The organism is Arthrobacter humicola, assembly GCF_022803015.1.
GTDB lineage: Bacteria > Actinomycetota > Actinomycetes > Actinomycetales > Micrococcaceae > Arthrobacter > Arthrobacter humicola_A.
This window is the reverse complement of the sequence record NZ_JAFKON010000010.1, coordinates 88,090-104,807: the sequence shown is the minus strand read 5'-3', so window position 1 is coordinate 104,807 and position 16,718 is coordinate 88,090. Positions and strand designations below refer to the sequence as shown.

Genomic DNA, 16,718 nt, shown 5'->3' with positions numbered 1-16,718 from the left:
CACTGTGGGAGAGTGGAGGCATGGAATTGGCCTCGCAACCAGCGCAGCAGCTGCCCGTGTCCGGCAACAGGGCCTTCCGGCTCGCCCACTGGGTGTCGGACACCGTCAACGGGTTCCGGCTCAAGACGGCCCGGCGCTGGAAGTTCAGCCCGCAGACAGTCGCCTATCAGGGCTACGGCTCGACCGAGTGGGTCAGGGTACTGGGCCGGGTGGTCCTCACCAGCCGGCCGGTGCCCGGCGGCAAGGCGGAGCGGCTGGCCCTGAACGGCAACCAGAACTTCCGCGGCTGGCGTGCCTTCACGAGCGTCCCGGTCCAGTTCACCGAGGTGGAGATCCAGATCGGCGGCGTCGCCACCCGCGTGCATGCGGACCGCGGCGGCCTGGTGGACACCCTGGTTCACGTGGCGTTGACCCCGGGCTGGCATACGGCCGTGCTGCGCGCCGAGGGAACGGAACCGGTCGAGGCCAGGATTTTCGTGATCTCGCCGGACACCAGGCTGGGCATCGTCTCGGACATTGACGACACCATCATGGTCACCGCCCTCCCCCGGCCCTTCCTGGCGCTGTGGAACACCTTCGTCCTGAACGAACGGGCACGGATGGCGACACCCGGCATGGCCGTCCTGCTGGATCGGCTCAAGGTGGAGCACCCGGAGGCGCCGGTGATCTACCTGTCCACGGGGCCGTGGAACGCAGCTCCCACCCTGGCCCGTTTTATTGCCCGGAACCTCTATCCCTCCGGCGCGCTGCTGCTCACGGACTGGGGACTGACGCACGACCGCTGGTTCCGCAGCGGCCAGGAACACAAACGGCGGAACCTTGAGCTGCTGGCCCAGGAGTTCCCGAACATGCGCTGGCTGCTGTTCGGCGACAACGGCCAGCACGATGAAGAGATTTACTCCGGCTTCGCGCAGAAGCACCCGGACCAGGTGGCCGCGATCGGCATCCGGCAGCTCTCGGCCAGCGAGGCCGTCTTCGCCGGCGGCCACTCCGACACCGGAGACCACTCGGAGTCCTCCGTCCCGTGGTTCTATTCGCCCGACGGCGCGGGGCTCGCCAAGGGCCTGCAGGACCTGGATCTGCTCTAGGTTGACCCGGCTTGAGGGGCGTCAGGCTGCCGGGTGCGGCTCTCAGACGTCGGCGGTTTCGTCCTGCCTGCCGGCGCCGCCGGGCTGCGCGGCGCTGCCCGGCTCTCCGGCGGACGCCGCGCTGCGGGCCGCAATGACCTCCTGGAGCCAGTAGTAGGAGGCCTTCGGCGTGCGGACCTGGGTATCGAAATCGACGTGCACCAGACCGAACGGCTGCTTGTAGCCGGCGGACCACTCGAAGTTGTCCATGAAGGACCACACATAGTAGCCGCGAAGGTCGATGGCCTCGGCGGCGCCGCCGGGACGCGTCGCTTCCAGGGCCGTGCCGATGTGGTCTGCGAGGTAACGCAGGCGCCGTTCGTCCGGGATTATCCGGCGGTCCGTCCCGACAGGCTGGACCACGACGTCCTCGAAACTGGCCCCGCCCTCGGTGATGAAGACCGGGGGCAGATCCGGGTAGCGGTCGGCCATCTCGGCCAGGGCGACGGATATGAATTCGGGCTTGACCGGCCAGCCGTAGGCCGTGGTCTCGGTGTCCGGGAACTGCGCGATGTGGAAGGGCGCACCGGGTGTCCCGCTGAGGTCGTCCCCCATGGCCTCGGCCATTCCGGGCGGCACGGCCCCCTCACCCGGACCCGCCCCGACAAGGGTGGGCATGTAGTAGTTCAGGCCATAGAAATCCAGGGGCTGGGAAATCAGCTCCATGTCTTCGCTGGACGGGCTGAAGGACGACGAAAAGAAGGTGGCGGCCCGGATAACATCCGGGTATTTGCCGAGCAGCACCGGATCGGCGTAGAGCCGGTTTTGCGCCACATCCATGAGTCCGGCACTGACCTTGTCCAGCGGGTTCGCGGTGGCCGGGACCATCGGTGAGTAGACGTTGGTGATGCCGATGTCGCCCGGCACCTTGGCGGCACGCAGCGCCTGGAGCGCCAGGCCGTGGCCCAGCAGCTGGTGGTGCACGCTGGGGAGGGCCTTGAGCATGAGGGCCTCCCCGGGCGCGTGCATGCCCAGGGCGTAGCCGTTGGTGGTGACCGTGGCGGGCTCGTTGACAGTCACCCAGCGCCTCACGCGGTCCCCGAAGGCAGACGCGGCGATGGCGGCGAAGTCCCCCAGCCGGTAGGCCGTGTCACGGTTCATCCAGCCGCCGGCCTCGTCCAGGGGCAATGGGGTGTCCCAGTGGTAGAGCGTGGCCATCGGGGAAATGCCGTTGGCGAGCAACAGGTCGATCAGCCGGTCGTAGAAGTCCAGCCCGGCAGGGTTCGCGGGTCCGCTCCCGCCGGGCTGGATCCTGGACCAGGACAGCGAAAACCGGTACGAGTCGATCCCCAGCTCCTTCATCAGAGCCACGTCCTCGGGCATCCGGTGGTAGTGATCGCAGGAAACGGCCGGGCTCTGGTCCTCCACGATCGACCCCGGCTTCGCGGCGAAGACATCCCATCCGGAAGGGCCGCGGCCGTCTTCATCGAGTGCACCCTCGATCTGGAAGGCGGAGGTCGCCACACCCAGGGTGAAGCCGGGCGGAAGAAGGGAAGCCAGATCCTTGGCGGAAGCGTTCATCGACGGGGACCTCTATGTAGTTTCGGTGGTTGGTTGACTGATCTTAGGCTCCCCCGGGGGTGAGCGCCACGACCCTGGCCGTTTGACGGACGCGATGCCAACGGCCACTGTTGATCGGTGCACGTGAAAATTGAACAGGGCGTCAACCGCCGGCCGCCGGCGCCGCCCAGCCCCGGCCGGCAGGCGGCAGCCCTCCTTTGCTTCCTGGCGGTTTCCCATGGGGTGTCCTTCGTGGCGTCGCTGGTCATTATCGGCAACGCCGGCGGCTGGTACGCGGCGGCAGAGAAAGCTCCTTGGACTCCGCCGGGCTGGGCCTTCGGAGCGGTCTGGACGGTGCTCTACACGACCATGGCAGTGGCGGCGTGGCTGGTCTGGCGCCGGGGAACAGGACTTCGCTCCGGGCGCGGCCGGGGGGCCATGCCCGTCTACGCCATCCTGCTGCTCGTCAACCTCGCCTGGGCGCCCCTGTTCTTCGGCATGTACCCCATGGCCGGCGGGGCCGCGCTCTGGCTGGCCCTGCTGCTCATCGCCGTCCATACGGTGGCTGCCGCCGTCACGGTGGTCCGGTTCGGCCTGATCAGCCGGGCGGCGGGACTGCTCATGCTGCCGTACCTCTCCTGGATCGTGTTCTCGCTGAGCCTGAACGCCTATGCCGCCGCCAGCAACTGATCCCAAGTGTTTCCCGGTCACGGCCCGGGTTCCCAGCGGACGGGGAGCACGCGCACAAGGGGATCCCGACGCCGGATGATGTGCACCGGGATGTCGCGGCTGCCTTGGCCGGCATGGTCGTTCCGGTGATGGAAGGTGTCGTCCTCGACGGCGGGACGCCAGCCGCCGGCGTCGTAGTCCGCCCGGCTCCTGGCGTCCCGCAGCACGGCGAAAGCGTGCAGGATGGCGCCGACATCGGGAGGGTCGGGGTCAGACTGGCCGACGTCGGGATGGTGCCGGCGCATCAGCGCCCGGAAGGCGCGGCCAATCTCCTGCCGGCCCGCCTCCGGCGAGACGTGCAATAGCGCGTAGTAGCCTCGGGGATCAGGGTTCCTGCCGGCCATGGTCGGTCTCCGTTGCCTGCAGCCGGAGCCGGAGCGACGCTGCGGGCGCCGCGCCGGCCCGGGGGCTACTTCCCGATCTCCTGCATCTTGTCCTGCGAACGGGTGACTTCAATCTTCCGCGGCTTGGCGGCCTCCGCCACCGGGATGCGGAGCGTCAGGACGCCGTCGGCGTAGTTTGCCTTGACGTCCTCCGTGTCCAGGGTGTCGCCGAGGATCAGCTGGCGGCTGAACACTCCACGGGGGCGCTCCGAGACCGTCAGTTCCACGTCGGGCCGCGCCGGGTCCCGCCGTTCCGCCCGGACCGTCAGGACGTTGCGCTCAATGTCGAGTCCGATCGAGTCGACATTGACGCCCGGAAGATCGAACGCGACGACGAATACGCCGTCTTCCTGCCACGCGTCCATGGGCATGGGCGCCGGGCGTGCCACCGTCCCGAACACCTGCTGCGCAAGCCGGTCGAAGTCACGGAACGGGTCCGTCCGAATCAACATCATTTCCCACTCCTTCAGCGAGACTTGATCTGCATTCCTTCTACAGCCCACCACAATTTTTGTGTGGTAGTGGGTATAGATTTTTTATAGCACCGGTGAAACACTGATGCAAGGGAATTTCCGGAACGGGAGGAAGACCATGGCGGACCGAGGCGCGAATTCAGGCCTGTACGCCATCTCGGTGGTGGCGCAGCTGGTGGGCACGGGGCAGCAGAATATCCGGCTCTACGAGCGCCGGGGGCTCCTCGCGCCGGACCGCACTGCGGGTGGCACCCGGCAATACAGCGACGCAGACCTTGTGGTGCTGCGGCGGATCGGCCAACTCCTGGCAGAGGGGCTTAACCTGGCCGGCGTGGCCAAGGTGATGGAACTCGAGGCCGCCAACGCCCGGCTGCGGACTGAACTCAAGCGGGCGCGCAGCCGCTGACGGTGCTCAGTCCTGGCTGGTGTCGGCGGTGGAGAGCGTCCCGGTGACCTGTTCGCCCGGAATCCGCGCCGTCCGCCAGGTGTCCAGCGCAATGACGCCGCCCAGGATCACGAGCGAGATCGAGAAGGCGCCCAGGGCATCGGTCATCCAGTGGTAGCCGAGGTAGAGGCGGCTGACGGCGGCGAAGAAGATGCCGATCCCCGCCACGATGAAGGCGATGACAGCGGACATGGGGTTCTTCCGGCGCGAAAAGACCAGATACGTGGTGACCAGCAGGAAGTCGCACGCGCCAAGGACGTGGCCGGACGGAAACGAGAACGTGGAGTCGGCGCCGAAGAGCATGAGGTCGATCGGAGGCCGGTGGCGTTCGACGATGTGGCCGATGACCTGCGCCAGAATGACGCCGGTCAGCATGGCGCCGGCCAGGAGCATCGGCCGCCAGGCGTGCTTGGCGAGCAGGCCCCAGGCCACCGTCACGATTAGGACGATGATTGGCAGGCCGATAGGGCCGAAGATGATCGCAAGGATGATCATGATGATGGTGGTGGGTTCCGCGCGCAGGGTCAGGAGCCAGGTCCGCACGGGCTCATCCGCCGCCGAGATGCCGCCGTGCTGCAGGACTCCGGCGAGGATTACCACGAACAGCACGGCGCCCGCGATCATCAGGACGACGGCGGTCCGGTAGAGATTCCGGCGCGCCGTCACGCTCATGAAGCGCTCCTCCACGACGAACTTTTCGTGGAAGGTCCGCCACCGTCCCTGGGGTTTGCCTGCTTGAGCCTGTGCCATGTCGCTGTGCCGCCTTTGCGCCGTGTTGTGGATGGTCCCCGTTGAAGATTATCCCTGTTATTCACCGGGCGTCGGGCACATCGGCCGCCCGGGCTTCCCGCGGCAGGGTCCCGGTCCGGCGGCCGGTTGCGTAAACCGCCGGCCGGACAGGGCAGGGCCTTGCTGTGAGCCGCTTCACAGTGTAGCCTCCAACACAACTTGTGATGCTTATAAAGCAACTCTTAGGAATCAATGATGAGCTGGATGGAGAACGACATGGTCGAGGAAAAGCCTGACGGCGCCGGCGCAGGGCGGAACCGCGGCAAGGTCACGGACGTGGAGACCTACGGCATTGAGCGGATCCCCGAAAAGGACCGCAATGCCAGCGCCTTTGACTTGTTCAGGGTTTCGTTCGGCGGTGCCAACACCTTTGCCACCGCCTTCCTGGGCGCATTTCCGATCCTGTTCGGCCTGTCGTTCTGGCAGGGGCTCGCCGCGACGGTGACGGGCCTGGTTGTCGGCGCCCTCCTGCTGGCGCCCATGGCCGTCTTTGGCCCCACGAACGGAACCAACAACGCGGTGTCCTCCTCCGCCCACCTGGGCGTGCACGGCCGGGTGGTCGGGTCATTCCTGTCACTGCTGACCGCGCTGGCATTTTTCTCCATCTCGGTCTGGAGCTCCGGCGATGCCCTGGTCGGCGGGCTGAACCGGCTGGTCGGCCTGCCGCAGGACATGGGCTCGTTCGCCGTCGCCTACGGCCTCTTCGGTGGACTCGTTCTGGTGGTCTGCGTCTACGGGTTCAAGTTCATGCTGCTGGTGAACAAGATTGCCGTCACCGCGGCCACCCTGCTGTTCGTTGTCGGCTTCATCGCCTTCGCGGGCGACCTCAACCTGAACTTCGAGGGTGCCTTCGGAACCGGATTCGACGGCGTCGGCGTCGCAGGGTTCATCCCGGCGTTCATCGGCGCGGCCCTGATCGTCATGTCCAACCCCATCTCCTTCGGCGCGTTCCTGGGCGACTGGGCGCGCTACATCCCGACCGCCACCCCGAAGCGCAAGGTCATGGGCGCGGCGCTGCTGGCCCAGCTGGCCACCCTTATTCCGTTCGTCTTTGGCCTGGCCACGGCGTCCATCATCGCCACCAAGGCGCCGGAATTCATGGACCCGGCGGCGCCGAACTACGTCGGCGGCCTGCTGGCGGTCTCCCCCGCCTGGTACTTCATCCCGCTCTGCGCCATCGCCCTGATCGGCGGCATGTCCACCGGGGCGTCCTCGCTGTACGGGACCGGCCTTGACTTCAGCAGCGTCTTCCCGAGGTTCAACCGGGTCCAGGCCACCCTGTTCATCGGGGTCCTGGCGATCGCCTTCATCTTCGCCGGCCGCTTCGCCTTCAACCTCGTCCAGAGCATTTCCACGTTCGCCACCCTGATCGTGACCTGCACCGCGCCCTGGATGGTGGTGATGATCATCGGTTTCATCACCCGCCGCGGCTGGTACGACGCCGATGCCCTCCAGGTGTTCAACCGGCGCCAGACCGGCGGACGGTACTGGTTCAACCACGGCTGGAACCTGCGCGGCATGGCGGCCTGGCTGGTCAGCGCCGGCGCCGGGTTGAGCATGGTGAACATGCCCGGCCAGTTCCAGGGGCCCCTGGGCAACCTGGCCGGCGGTGTGGACATCAGTCTGCCGGCATCGCTGGGGCTTGCAGCCGTCCTCTACCTCGGGCTGCTGTGGATCTTCCCGGAGCCGCGCGGAGTGTTCCCGGCCGCCGGGCCGCGCTGGATCCCCGCGAAGGACACCCCGGTGCCGCCGGTCATCGATGCGGCTGGAAACACGGTCGCCGCCGGAACAGCGGAGGCAGCCGCGCCGGACCTGCACGGCGACTTCGACACGGAACTGGTGGGCCAGCGGTGACGTGGTTCGATCTCAGCGTCCCGCTGCGCACGGGAATGCCTGTCTATCCCGGCGACCCGGAGGTCCGGATCGCATCGGCACTGACCGTGGAGGCCGACGGCGCCAACGTGCTCTCGCTCGGACTGGGCTCCCATTCGGGTACCCACGCCGACGCACCGCTGCATGTGGGCAACGGCTGGGCAGCTTTGGACGAATTGCCGCTGTCCCTTTTCGGCGGCGTCGCCGAAATCGTGGACGTCCGGGACGTGGCCCGCGGCGGCGCCATCACCGCCGCGCACTTGGCGGGAATCGCCCCGGCGGGCTCAGCCGGGGAGCCAGGGAAACCCGGGTATCCGGGCAGTCCAGAGAAGATCCTCCTGCTGCACACCGGCTGCGCTGCGGCGTGGGGAACGGAGGAGTACCTCAAGCACCCGTGGCTGGAGGCTGCGGCGGCGCAACTGATCGTGGACCGCGGCTACCGCGCCGTAGGCCTGGATGCCCTCAGCGTGGATCCCACCTCCCCCGGCGCCACGCACGGCGACCAGCAGGGCAACCAGGACGGCGGCCCGGCCGGCGGCGGTTTCCCCGCCCACGACATTCTGGCCGGGAACGGCTGCATCATCGTGGAAAACCTCACCGGACTGGAGCAGGTCCAGCGGGCCACAGACGCAGGATCCGACGTCGAGCTCTTCCTCTTTCCCCTCCGTATCCCCGGGGCCGACGGCGCCCCGATCCGGGCCGTGGCCCGGCCGCTGCCGGCAGCGGTGCTGCGGCCGGCAGCGCCCCGCGACCTCAGCCGCGAAGAGGTCCAGGAGGCAGCCGACCGCCTGGTCGCCGCCTTCGCCGCCACGGACACCGAGGCCTACTTTGCGGCCTTCAGCCCGGAGGCGACCTTCATCTTCCATCCGGAAGCCCAGCGCCTTGGGTCCCGCTCCGCCTACCGCACCCTGTGGGACAGCTGGCTCGCCGGTGGCTGGCGTGTGCTCGAATGCCGGAGCAGCGAGCAGGATATCCAGCTCCTCGGGGCTACCGCGGTGTTTTCACACCGCGTGGCCACGACGGTCCGGGTTGACCGGGACGGTGGCCGCGATACGAGCGATGAACGGGAGACCATCATCTTCTCCCGCGCCCCCGACGGCGGCATTGTTTGCATGCACGAGCATCTTTCGGCCTGCCCGCAGTGATGCCGGGTGATTAGACTCACTGGGACCACCCGGGCCTGGGTGGATCTGCAGGTCAGCCGCCCGGGCCGCAATGTGCGGGCATTTGGCGTCCGCACGGGCCACGCGCTCATGCGGCGTGGTGATTTGACGGGCCAATAAATATGACGTTACTGTTCCTGAATCCATTGGGGCCGACTAGAAGTACTCCAAGAAAGACAGAGCGATGACCACCATTACCGAGCCCATTGAGATCCAGGTCGACAACCGGCGCGTGCTCGACGACCGACTCAACGACGCCGTCCGCGGGCTGCAGCAGCTCGCCATGACAACCGGGACGCACGGCATTTTGCTCACGCGGCACAAGCCGGGCCACTACACCGCGGCCCTCTCCGACCAGGTCCCCTTCGGCATGACCCGGGAACAGGTTCACTAAGCAACCAGCACACCGGACGCTGAGAGCCGGACTCAAAAGAGCCAGGTCCCGGGCGGCTGAGCATCGACTCGCCGCCCGGGACCTTTTTGGTGCTTAAGGCACTGCCAGCCGCCAGTGCCGGTTACCTGTCGTGGCCGGGTTACCAATCATGGACGGTGCCGTCGACGAGGCGGTTGTAGGGCAGGTAGGCCTGCTGGTAGGGGAACGCGGCGGCGGCTTCTTCGTTGAATTCGACGCCGATGCCGGGCTTGTCGCCGGGGTGCAGGTAGCCGTCGACGAAGGTCATGGATTGTTCGAAGACCTCGTTGGTTTTGTCCGAGTGCTGCATGTATTCCTGGATGCCGTAGTTGTGGATCGCCAGGCCCACGTGCAGCTGCGCGGCGAACCCGACCGGGGAGATGTCGGTGGGGCCGTGGAAGCCGGACTTGATCTGGTACTGCGCGGCGTAGTCCATCACCTTCTTCAGCGGGCTGATCCCGCCGAAGTGGGTGGAGGCTGCCCGCACGTAGTCGATCAGCTGTTCCTTGATCAGGGCCTGGTAGTCGTAGACGGTGTTGAAGATTTCCCCGATCGCGAGCGGGGTGGTGGTGTGCGCCCGGACCAGGCGGAGGGCTTCCTGGTTTTCGGCCGGGGTGCAGTCCTCGAGCCAGAACAGGTCGTAGGGTTCGAGCGCCTTGCCCAGCTTCGCGGCCTGGATCGGGGTCATCCGGTGGTGCCCGTCGTGCAGCAACGGGATGTCCGGGCCGAACTCGTTGCGCACGGCCTCGAACACGGTGGGCAGGTGGCGGAGGTAGGCGCGGGTGTCCCAGTCCTCTTCCTGCGGGAACGCGCCGCGTCCGGCCGGTTCGTAGTCGTAGCGTTCCCCGGAGGCCTGGGCCTGGGCCGCGACGCCGTAGACGGCCTTGATCCCGGGCACCGCGGTCTGGATCCGGATCGACTTGTAGCCGAGCTCCAGGTGCTCACGGACCGAATCGAACAGCGAGGGCAGGTCCGCGCCGGAGGCGTGCCCGTAGGCGCGCAGCCCGTTCCGGGACGCCCCGCCCAGGAGCTGGTAGACCGGCATCCCGGCGAGCTTGCCCTTGATGTCCCACAGCGCCATGTCCACGGCCGCGATCGCGGCCATCGTGACCGGGCCGCGGCGCCAGTACGAGGACCGGTACAGGAACTGCCAGGTGTCCTCGATCCGGTGCGGGTCCTTGCCGATCAGCAGCTGCGCGACGTGCTCCTTCAAATAGGCGGCCACGGCGAGCTCGCGCCCGTTCAGGGTCGCGTCCCCGATCCCGGTCACGCCGTCCTCGGTGGTGATCCGCAGGGTCACGAAGTTCCGGGAGGGGCTGGTGACGAACACTTCAGCGGCAATGATTTTCACAACAGGTCCTTTTCTGCTCTTACAGGGGGTGTCTTAGTTGCCCGGCGCCAGCGGCCCGGCGCCGGCCGGAACGGTGGGAGCGCCGCCGGCGGTGCCGGCGGTGCCGGACGGCCGGACGCCGGCCGAAGAACCGTCAACGCCGGTACGGCGGGCTTAAAGCGGGGGCTTAGCGCTGGGTGGTTCCGCCCGGCGTGGTCCCGAGCAGTGCCAGCTCCGCACGGCCGGGCAGGCCTTCCCAGTCCCCCGCGGTGCTGACGGCGAAGGCTCCCGCCAGGGCGCCGCGCTGCAGGCGGCCGGCGACGTCGGCGCCGTCGAGCAGGGCGGACAGGTAGCCGGCGGTGAAGGCATCCCCGGCGCCCACGGTATCGATGCTGGTCACAGGCACGGCGGGCACTTCCCACCGCCCGTCGGCGGTGTGGACACCGGCACCGGAGGCGCCGCGCTTGACCACGACTTCGCGGACGCCGCGCTCCAGCAGTTCGGCGGCCATGGCTGTTTCGGCGGCATCTGCATCTGTATCGGCATCGCCGGGGTGCGGTGATCCCTCCGGGCCAGCTCCCACCGGGGCCGCGACCAGCCCGAGCTCATCGTCGGAGGCGATCACGATGCTGGCGTGCCGGGCAAGCGGCGTGAGCGCGGCGCGGGCCTCCTCCCGGGTCCAGAGCTTGCTGCGGTAATTGACGTCGAGGGAGACCTCCATGCCTTCGGCGGCGGCGCGCTCGGCCGCGTAATCCACGGCCTTGCGGGCGTCGGGGCTGAGGGCGGCGGTGATGCCGGTCAGATGCAGGATCCGGGCCCCGGCCGCCAGGGCACGGTCCAGGTCCTCCCGGCCGAGGGTGGACCCGGCGGATCCGGCGCGGTAGTAGAAGGCCCGGGTGACATCCGCGGTGCGCTGTTCAAGGAACATCACCCCGGTGTTCCTTGCCGCGTCAATCCGGTGCCGCAGCCCGATTCCCTCGGCGCGCAGCTGCCGCAGAATGTACTCCCCGTGCGGGTCGGCGCCGACAACCCCGGCCCAGGTGACGCTGTGCCCGAGCCGGGCGACCCCGACGGCCACGTTCGATTCGGCCCCGGCCACGTGCATGCCGAGGCTGCCGCCGGCGGACAGCGGGCCGGTGGACCGCAGCGAGACCATGGACTCGCCAAACGTCAGCAGGTCGACGCCCTCCCCGGCCAAAGCCGGGCCGACGGCGGCCATCACCGCAGGCTCTCCGCGCGCGGGCGGCCGAACCCGGCGGCCAGGGTCACGAAACCGCGGGCCCGCTCCCGCATCGGGGCGAGGTCGCCGCCGGAGCCGGCATCGCCGAACAGCGGTCCGCCGAGCCCCACGGCAATGGCGCCGGCTTCCCAGTAGCCCTCGGCTTCATCCAGCCCGACGCCGCCGACGGCGATGAACGGGATCCCGGGGAACGGGTCGCGGAGTGCCTTGAGGTAGCCCGGACCGCCGATGGAAGCGGGGAAGAGCTTGACGGCCGTGGCGCCGCGGTTCATGGCTTCGTGGGCCTCGCTGGGTGTCAGCGCACCGGCGAGCACAGGCAGTGCCAGCCGGGCCGACTCGGCAATCGACTCTGCCAGCGACGGGGTCACCATGAACTGGCCGCCCGCCTCGGCGACGCGGGCAACGTCCTGGGCCGTCAGCACCGTTCCGGCACCGACGAAGCAGCCCGCGGGGGCGGCCGCGCGGACTTCCCGGATGGCTTCAAGGGCCCGGGGTGTGGTGAGCGCTATTTCGACATACCGGAAGCCCTCCTCCATCGCCGCGAGGGCTGCCTTCGCGGCGGCCGCGCCGTCCGTGCCGCGCACAATGGCCACCAGCCGGCTTTCCTGGATCCCGGCCAGCAGCAGTTCGGGCGTCAGGGTGTTCTCCATGTCAGGCTTCTCCTTCAAGGCAAATACGTCGGGGCAAATACGTCGGGGCAACAGGTCCGGTCCCAGCGTTCCGGCGTTCACCACTCGGCGAAGGCGCCGTCGGGGTGCCGCCAGACGGGACCGCGCCAGGCATGCCCGCGCTTGTCCGCGGCCCGGACTACGGCCTCGTCGATCTCGATGCCCAGGCCCGGGCCGGTGAGCCGTTCGATGTGTCCGTCCACGAACTTCAGCGGGGACTTGTCCACCACGTAGTCCAGGACTTCGGCGCCCTGGTTGTAGTGGATGCCGATGCTTTGCTCCTGGATCAGGAAGTTGGGCGTCGCGAAGCCCACCTGCAGGCAGGCGGCGAGCGCCAGCGGGCCCAGCGGGCAGTGCGGGGCGAGCTGGACCTCGTAGATTTCGGCGAGCGAGGCGATTTTGCGGACCTCGGTGATGCCGCCGGCGTGGGAGAGGTCCGGCTGGGCCACGGCGATGCCGGCCTGCAGCGCGGGCAGGAATTCCTGCCGGCTGTAGAGCCGCTCACCGGTGGAGACGGGCGTCGTCGTGGAGGACGTGAACTCGCGCAGCAGGTGCGTGTTTTCCGGGACCACCGGCTCTTCGAGGAAGAACGGCCGGTACGGTTCCAGCAGCGGCGCCACCCGGCGGACGTTGGCGAGGCTGAAGCGGCCGTGGAAGTCCACGGCGACGTCGCGGTGGTCGCCGAGGACCTCGCGGGCGGCGGCGACGCGGCGGACGACGCCGTCGAGCTCGGCCACGGAGGCGATGGGGCTCATCCGGCCGCTGGCGTTCATCTTGACCGCCGTCAGGCCGACCTCCAGCTGCGCGCTGATCTGGTCCGCCACCTCATTGGGCTCATCCCCGCCCACCCAGCCGTACATCCGGATCCGGTCCCGGACATGGCCGCCGAGCAGCTGGTGCACGGGCGTGTTGAAGTGCTTGCCCGCGATGTCCCAGAGCGCCTGGTCCAGGCCGGACACGGCGCTGGCCAGGATCGGCCCGCCGCGGTAGAAGGACCCCTTGGTCATGACCTGCCAGTGGTCCTCGATCCGCAGCGCATCGTTGCCTATGAGCAGCTCCGAGAGCTGGTCGACGGCGGTGCGTACGGTTTCGCTGCGGCCTTCGCAGCTCGCCTCGCCCCAGCCGACGATCCCGCTCTCGGTCTCGACCCGGACGAAGAGCCAGCGCGGCGCGACGAGGAACGTTTCAATCCTGCTGATGAGTGTCATCTGTTGCCTAGCCCTTGGTCGCGCCGGCGGTCATGCCGGAGACGATGTACTTCTGCGTGAAGAGCGCAATGATCATGATCGGAATGGTGACCACGGTGGCGGCCGCCATGAGTCCGCCCCAGTCGATGCTGGCGTAGGAGACGAAGTCGAAGATCGCGACCGGCAGGGTCTTGGTCTTGGAGCCGGAGAGCACCAGGGCGAACATGAAGTTGTTCCACGAGAAGATGAAGGACAGGATGCCGGCGGTGGCCATGCCGGCGACGGAGAGCGGCAGGGTGATGCGGCGGAAGGCGCCGATCGGGGTGAGGCCGTCCACTTGGGCCGACTCCTCCAGCTCCAGCGGCAGGGAATCGAAGTAGCTCATCATGATGTACACGATCAGCGGCAGCGCGACGAACATGTGGCTGAGGATCAGCACCTCGAAGCCGCCCACCATCTTCAGGTTGGAGAAGACGTAGTACCAGGGCACCAGCAGGGAAACGCCGGGGATGACACGGGCCATCAGGACCACAAGGGCCGAGCGGTGCATCGTGAACCGGCTCATGGCGTAGGCGGCGGGCACGCCCAGGACCAGCGACAGGGCAGTGGAGACGAAGGCCACCCAGAAGCTGTTGAAGATGAAGACGAAGTAGTTGTTCCGCTGCAGCACATTGGCGTAGTTCTCGAACGTGGGGGTGAACAGGAACGACTTGCCGGTGTCGTAGATGTCCACGTTGGTCTTGAGGGATGCCAGCAGCATCCAGAACAGCGGGGCGATCAGGAACAGCACCACGGCCACCAGTGCCGCCACGCGGAACACCTTGTACGCGCGGGTGCCCAGCGGCTTCCGGGGGCGCGGCGCGATCTTGGCCGGCACGGCGGCGACCGTTTGGGGTTCGGTGTTTTCGGACACTACGGTCATTTGCTTACCGCTTTCTTGCGCATGGTCAGCAGCCACATGGAGCCGATGATGATCATGAAGAACAGGATCAGCACCGCGGAGGAGAGCCCGTACTGGTTGTAGTCGAAGCTCAGCCCGTAGGCGTAGACGTTGAGCGTTTCCACTTCGTGGAAGGACCCGCCGCCCTTGCCCTTGGTGGCGTAGAGGATGTCGAAGGTCTTCAGGGCGTCGATGCCCCGGAGCAGGATGGCGACGATCACGGTCGGCATCATGAGGGGCAGCGTGATGAAGAAAAAGCGCTGGAAGGCGTTGGCGCCGTCCATCCGGGCCGCCTCGTCGGGTTCCTCGGAGAGCGAGGTCAGTCCGGCCAGGAGGATCAGGACCACCATGGGGGTCCACTGCCACACGTCCATGAAGATGGTGGTGCCGAGCGCCGTGTCCTGGCCGGAGAGCCAGGGCTGGCCGGGAATCCCGACCATGCCGAGCAGCTGGTTGACGAAGCCGATGTTGGGATCGAAGATCAGCCGCCACATCATGCCGACGGCCACGGGAGTGGCGACGAGCGGGAGCAGGATGGCCACGCGGACCCATTTTTCGCCGCGGAACGGGCGCCACAGCAGCAGCGCAATGCACATGCCGAGGACCACTTCGCAGACAAGTGCAACGCCGGTGAAGCTCAGCGTGCGGCCGACGGCGGGCCAGAAGCGTTCGACGTCGGAGAGGACCGTGAGGTAGTTCTGCACGCCGACAAACTCGGAGGCCGCCCGGACCGAGCCCTGCGAATCGGTCAGGCTCAGGTACAGGGTCCAGCCGAGGGGGAAGACGATCAGGACGCCGACAAAGATCATGGCGGGGGCGGCGAAGAGCCATTTGCGGTGCCGGTTGGCCCAGCCGGAGAAGTTCTCGCGTGCACCGGGGGTGCGGGCGCCCTTGCGGCCGGACGGCGGCTGGGTCTGGGCGCTGCGGGGAGTGGTCAATACAGACATGATTCACCTAAGGAGTTGGGGGTGAAGTGAAAAGCTGGCCGCGGCGGGACGGCATCGGACCGCCGTCCCGCCGGGCTGTTTGGTGCTCAGGCGCAGTGCTCAGGCGCGAAGCCTGGCTGGCGCGCTGGGGCGTTACTTCTTTTCGCTGTCCAGGAACTTCTGGAAGGCGTCGTGCGCCGTGTCGGCTGCGGCGGACGAGTCAGAGCCGGTGATGGTGGCGACGATCGGGCCGCCCACGATTTCGCGGGCCTTGCCTACGGTGACAACCTGGGGACGGTCGTGCCCGACGCCGTTCTTGGCGCTGGCGGAGATGGCCTCGGCGAGGTCCTTCGGGTAGGTGGAGGTGCCGGCCTGGTCAGCCCAGACCGACGCGCGGGGTCCGGGGACTCCGGCCTTCTGTGCCTCGAGGGTGCGTTCCTTGCTGGTGGCCCACTGGATGAACTTCCAGGCGTTGTCCTGGTTGCTGGATGCCTGGTTGATGGCGAGGCCCCAGGACGGGATGTTGTACGGCTTCGAACCGGCGGGGCCGGCGGGCAGTGCGGCGAAGCCGACGGTGTCGGCGACCTTGGACTTGGCCGGGTCGGTGGCGTTCTTGTAGAGCGAGTCGGCCTCCGTATAGAAGGCGGCCTTGCCCTGGGTGAAGATCGCCATTGCCTCGGGCCAGCTCATGTCGGTGCTGACGTTGTCGGGGCCATAGTTCTTGATCAGGCCGCCGTAGAACGCGTAGGCCTTCTTCGCGGCGTCGGAGTTGACGGCGGACTTGCCGCTGGCGTCGGTGAAGTCGCCGCCGAAGCTGTACAGGAAGCTGGAGAACTGGGTGACGGCGGCGGACTTGCCGGTGCGGGCCACGAAGCCGGCCGTGCCCGGGGAGGCAGCCTTGATGGCCTTGGCCGCGGCCTCGAGCTCGTCCATCGTCTTGGGAACCTCCAGGCCGGCGGCCTTCAGCAGGTCCTTCCGGTAGTAGAGGACTTCGCGCTCGGTGATGATCGGGACGCCGACCACCTTGCCGTCAGCGGTGGTGGCCTTGACCGGGCCCTCCTGGTAGTCCTTCCAGTCCCACGCGGCGTCCGAGGAGACCTTGGACGTCAGGTCCGCGAGGTAGCCGTTCTTCGCGAACGCCTTTCCTTCCTGGAGCGGGCGGTACATCATGACGTCGATCTCGTCGCTGCCGGCGTTGAGCTTGACGTTGTACTGGTCCGAGAGCTGGTCTTCGCCCAGCTGGGTCAGTTCGACCTTGAGTCCGCTGGACTTCTCGAATTCCGGAATGGCTGCCTTGATGCCCTCGGTCCAGACGTGGTTGGCGAGGGTGACCCGGACGGTGCCGGAGGTCTTGGCGTCGGCGCTGCCGCTGGCCCCGCCGCAGGCGGTCAGGCCCAGGGACAGGACGGCGGCGACGGCCGCGTACTTCGCAATTGAACGTCGCTTCATTACGACTTCCTTTGGTTTTAAGGGCTGGGCGTCTCTGTCCAGCCGGCTGCAAATGCATCTTTACATCTGCTCTGGAAGTGATCTT

17 protein-coding genes are annotated in these 16,718 nt (G+C 67.7%); 6 read left to right on the top strand and 11 right to left on the bottom strand.

The annotated features are described in order from the left end of the window. The first annotated feature begins 20 nt into the window (after window positions 1-20). Window positions 21-1,088 carry an App1 family protein gene (locus ARTB_RS17815; protein ID WP_243181718.1) on the top strand — a complete coding sequence of 356 codons (1,068 nt, stop codon included), beginning with the start codon at window positions 21-23 and terminating at the stop codon, window positions 1,086-1,088. 42 nt (window positions 1,089-1,130) lie between these two features. Here the strand turns inward: ARTB_RS17815 and ARTB_RS17810 are convergent, their stop codons facing one another. Further along, window positions 1,131-2,648 carry a GH1 family beta-glucosidase gene (locus ARTB_RS17810; RefSeq protein ID WP_243181717.1) on the bottom strand — a complete coding sequence of 506 codons (1,518 nt, stop codon included), beginning with the start codon at window positions 2,646-2,648 and terminating at the stop codon, window positions 1,131-1,133. A gap of 123 nt (window positions 2,649-2,771) precedes the next feature. Here ARTB_RS17810 and ARTB_RS17805 point away from each other — a divergent pair, with 123 nt between their 5' ends. Next, on the top strand, window positions 2,772-3,317 hold the full coding sequence (locus ARTB_RS17805; RefSeq protein WP_243181716.1) for a TspO/MBR family protein: 546 nt from the start codon (window positions 2,772-2,774) through the stop codon (window positions 3,315-3,317). Between the two features lie 17 nt (window positions 3,318-3,334). Here the strand turns inward: ARTB_RS17805 and ARTB_RS17800 are convergent, their stop codons facing one another. Together ARTB_RS17800 and ARTB_RS17795 are read right to left on the bottom strand one after the other, a co-directional pair. Next, window positions 3,335-3,700 (bottom strand): J domain-containing protein, encoded by a 366-nt coding sequence (locus tag ARTB_RS17800; RefSeq protein ID WP_243181715.1) that lies wholly within the window; start codon window positions 3,698-3,700, stop codon window positions 3,335-3,337. A gap of 65 nt (window positions 3,701-3,765) precedes the next feature. Then, complete coding sequence (locus ARTB_RS17795) at window positions 3,766-4,194, bottom strand: Hsp20/alpha crystallin family protein (RefSeq protein ID WP_279294384.1); 429 nt, start codon at window positions 4,192-4,194, stop codon at window positions 3,766-3,768. A 136-nt stretch (window positions 4,195-4,330) separates the two neighbouring features. Between ARTB_RS17795 and ARTB_RS17790 the strand changes: the two genes are divergently transcribed. Next, on the top strand, window positions 4,331-4,618 hold the full coding sequence (locus tag ARTB_RS17790; protein WP_243181714.1) for a MerR family transcriptional regulator: 288 nt from the start codon (window positions 4,331-4,333) through the stop codon (window positions 4,616-4,618). A gap of 6 nt (window positions 4,619-4,624) precedes the next feature. Here the strand turns inward: ARTB_RS17790 and ARTB_RS17785 are convergent, their stop codons facing one another. Beyond that, window positions 4,625-5,407, bottom strand: coding sequence for a phosphatase PAP2 family protein (locus tag ARTB_RS17785; RefSeq protein ID WP_243181713.1), 783 nt, complete (start codon window positions 5,405-5,407; stop codon window positions 4,625-4,627). A 243-nt stretch (window positions 5,408-5,650) separates the two neighbouring features. Between ARTB_RS17785 and ARTB_RS17780 the strand changes: the two genes are divergently transcribed. The 3 genes from ARTB_RS17780 (at window position 5,651) to ARTB_RS17765 (ending at window position 8,875) form a co-directional block, all read left to right on the top strand. Further along, window positions 5,651-7,300: a purine-cytosine permease family protein gene (locus ARTB_RS17780; protein WP_243181712.1), complete on the top strand. Its 1,650-nt coding sequence runs from the start codon at window positions 5,651-5,653 to the stop codon at window positions 7,298-7,300. After that, window positions 7,297-8,463, top strand: a complete 1,167-nt coding sequence (locus ARTB_RS21790; protein ID WP_308197252.1) for a cyclase family protein — start codon at window positions 7,297-7,299, stop codon at window positions 8,461-8,463. Before ARTB_RS17780 ends, ARTB_RS21790 begins: the two co-directional genes overlap by 4 nt. 202 nt (window positions 8,464-8,665) lie before the next feature. Then, window positions 8,666-8,875 (top strand): hypothetical protein, encoded by a 210-nt coding sequence (locus ARTB_RS17765; RefSeq protein WP_028276129.1) that lies wholly within the window; start codon window positions 8,666-8,668, stop codon window positions 8,873-8,875. A 139-nt stretch (window positions 8,876-9,014) separates the two neighbouring features. Here the strand turns inward: ARTB_RS17765 and manD are convergent, their stop codons facing one another. From manD to ARTB_RS17730, 7 genes are all read right to left on the bottom strand, one after another. Continuing rightward, window positions 9,015-10,244, bottom strand: a complete 1,230-nt coding sequence (gene manD, locus ARTB_RS17760; protein WP_243181711.1) for a D-mannonate dehydratase ManD — start codon at window positions 10,242-10,244, stop codon at window positions 9,015-9,017. A 166-nt stretch (window positions 10,245-10,410) separates the two neighbouring features. After that, window positions 10,411-11,442 carry a sugar kinase gene (locus ARTB_RS17755; protein WP_243181710.1) on the bottom strand — a complete coding sequence of 344 codons (1,032 nt, stop codon included), beginning with the start codon at window positions 11,440-11,442 and terminating at the stop codon, window positions 10,411-10,413. Next, complete coding sequence (locus ARTB_RS17750) at window positions 11,442-12,113, bottom strand: bifunctional 4-hydroxy-2-oxoglutarate aldolase/2-dehydro-3-deoxy-phosphogluconate aldolase (RefSeq protein WP_028276126.1); 672 nt, start codon at window positions 12,111-12,113, stop codon at window positions 11,442-11,444. Before ARTB_RS17750 ends, ARTB_RS17755 begins: the two co-directional genes overlap by 1 nt. A 77-nt stretch (window positions 12,114-12,190) precedes the next feature. Beyond that, a complete protein-coding gene (gene dgoD, locus ARTB_RS17745) occupies window positions 12,191-13,339 on the bottom strand; it encodes a galactonate dehydratase (RefSeq protein ID WP_243181709.1) in 1,149 nt (382 codons plus the stop codon). Window positions 13,340-13,346: 7 nt separating this feature from the next. After that, window positions 13,347-14,240: a carbohydrate ABC transporter permease gene (locus ARTB_RS17740; protein WP_243181708.1), complete on the bottom strand. Its 894-nt coding sequence runs from the start codon at window positions 14,238-14,240 to the stop codon at window positions 13,347-13,349. Next, window positions 14,237-15,205, bottom strand: a complete 969-nt coding sequence (locus ARTB_RS17735) for a carbohydrate ABC transporter permease (RefSeq protein ID WP_243181707.1) — start codon at window positions 15,203-15,205, stop codon at window positions 14,237-14,239. The genes ARTB_RS17740 and ARTB_RS17735 overlap by 4 nt, the downstream gene beginning before the upstream one ends. A gap of 132 nt (window positions 15,206-15,337) precedes the next feature. Beyond that, window positions 15,338-16,633 carry an ABC transporter substrate-binding protein gene (locus ARTB_RS17730; RefSeq protein ID WP_243181706.1) on the bottom strand — a complete coding sequence of 432 codons (1,296 nt, stop codon included), beginning with the start codon at window positions 16,631-16,633 and terminating at the stop codon, window positions 15,338-15,340. Window positions 16,634-16,718 lie beyond the last annotated feature (85 nt).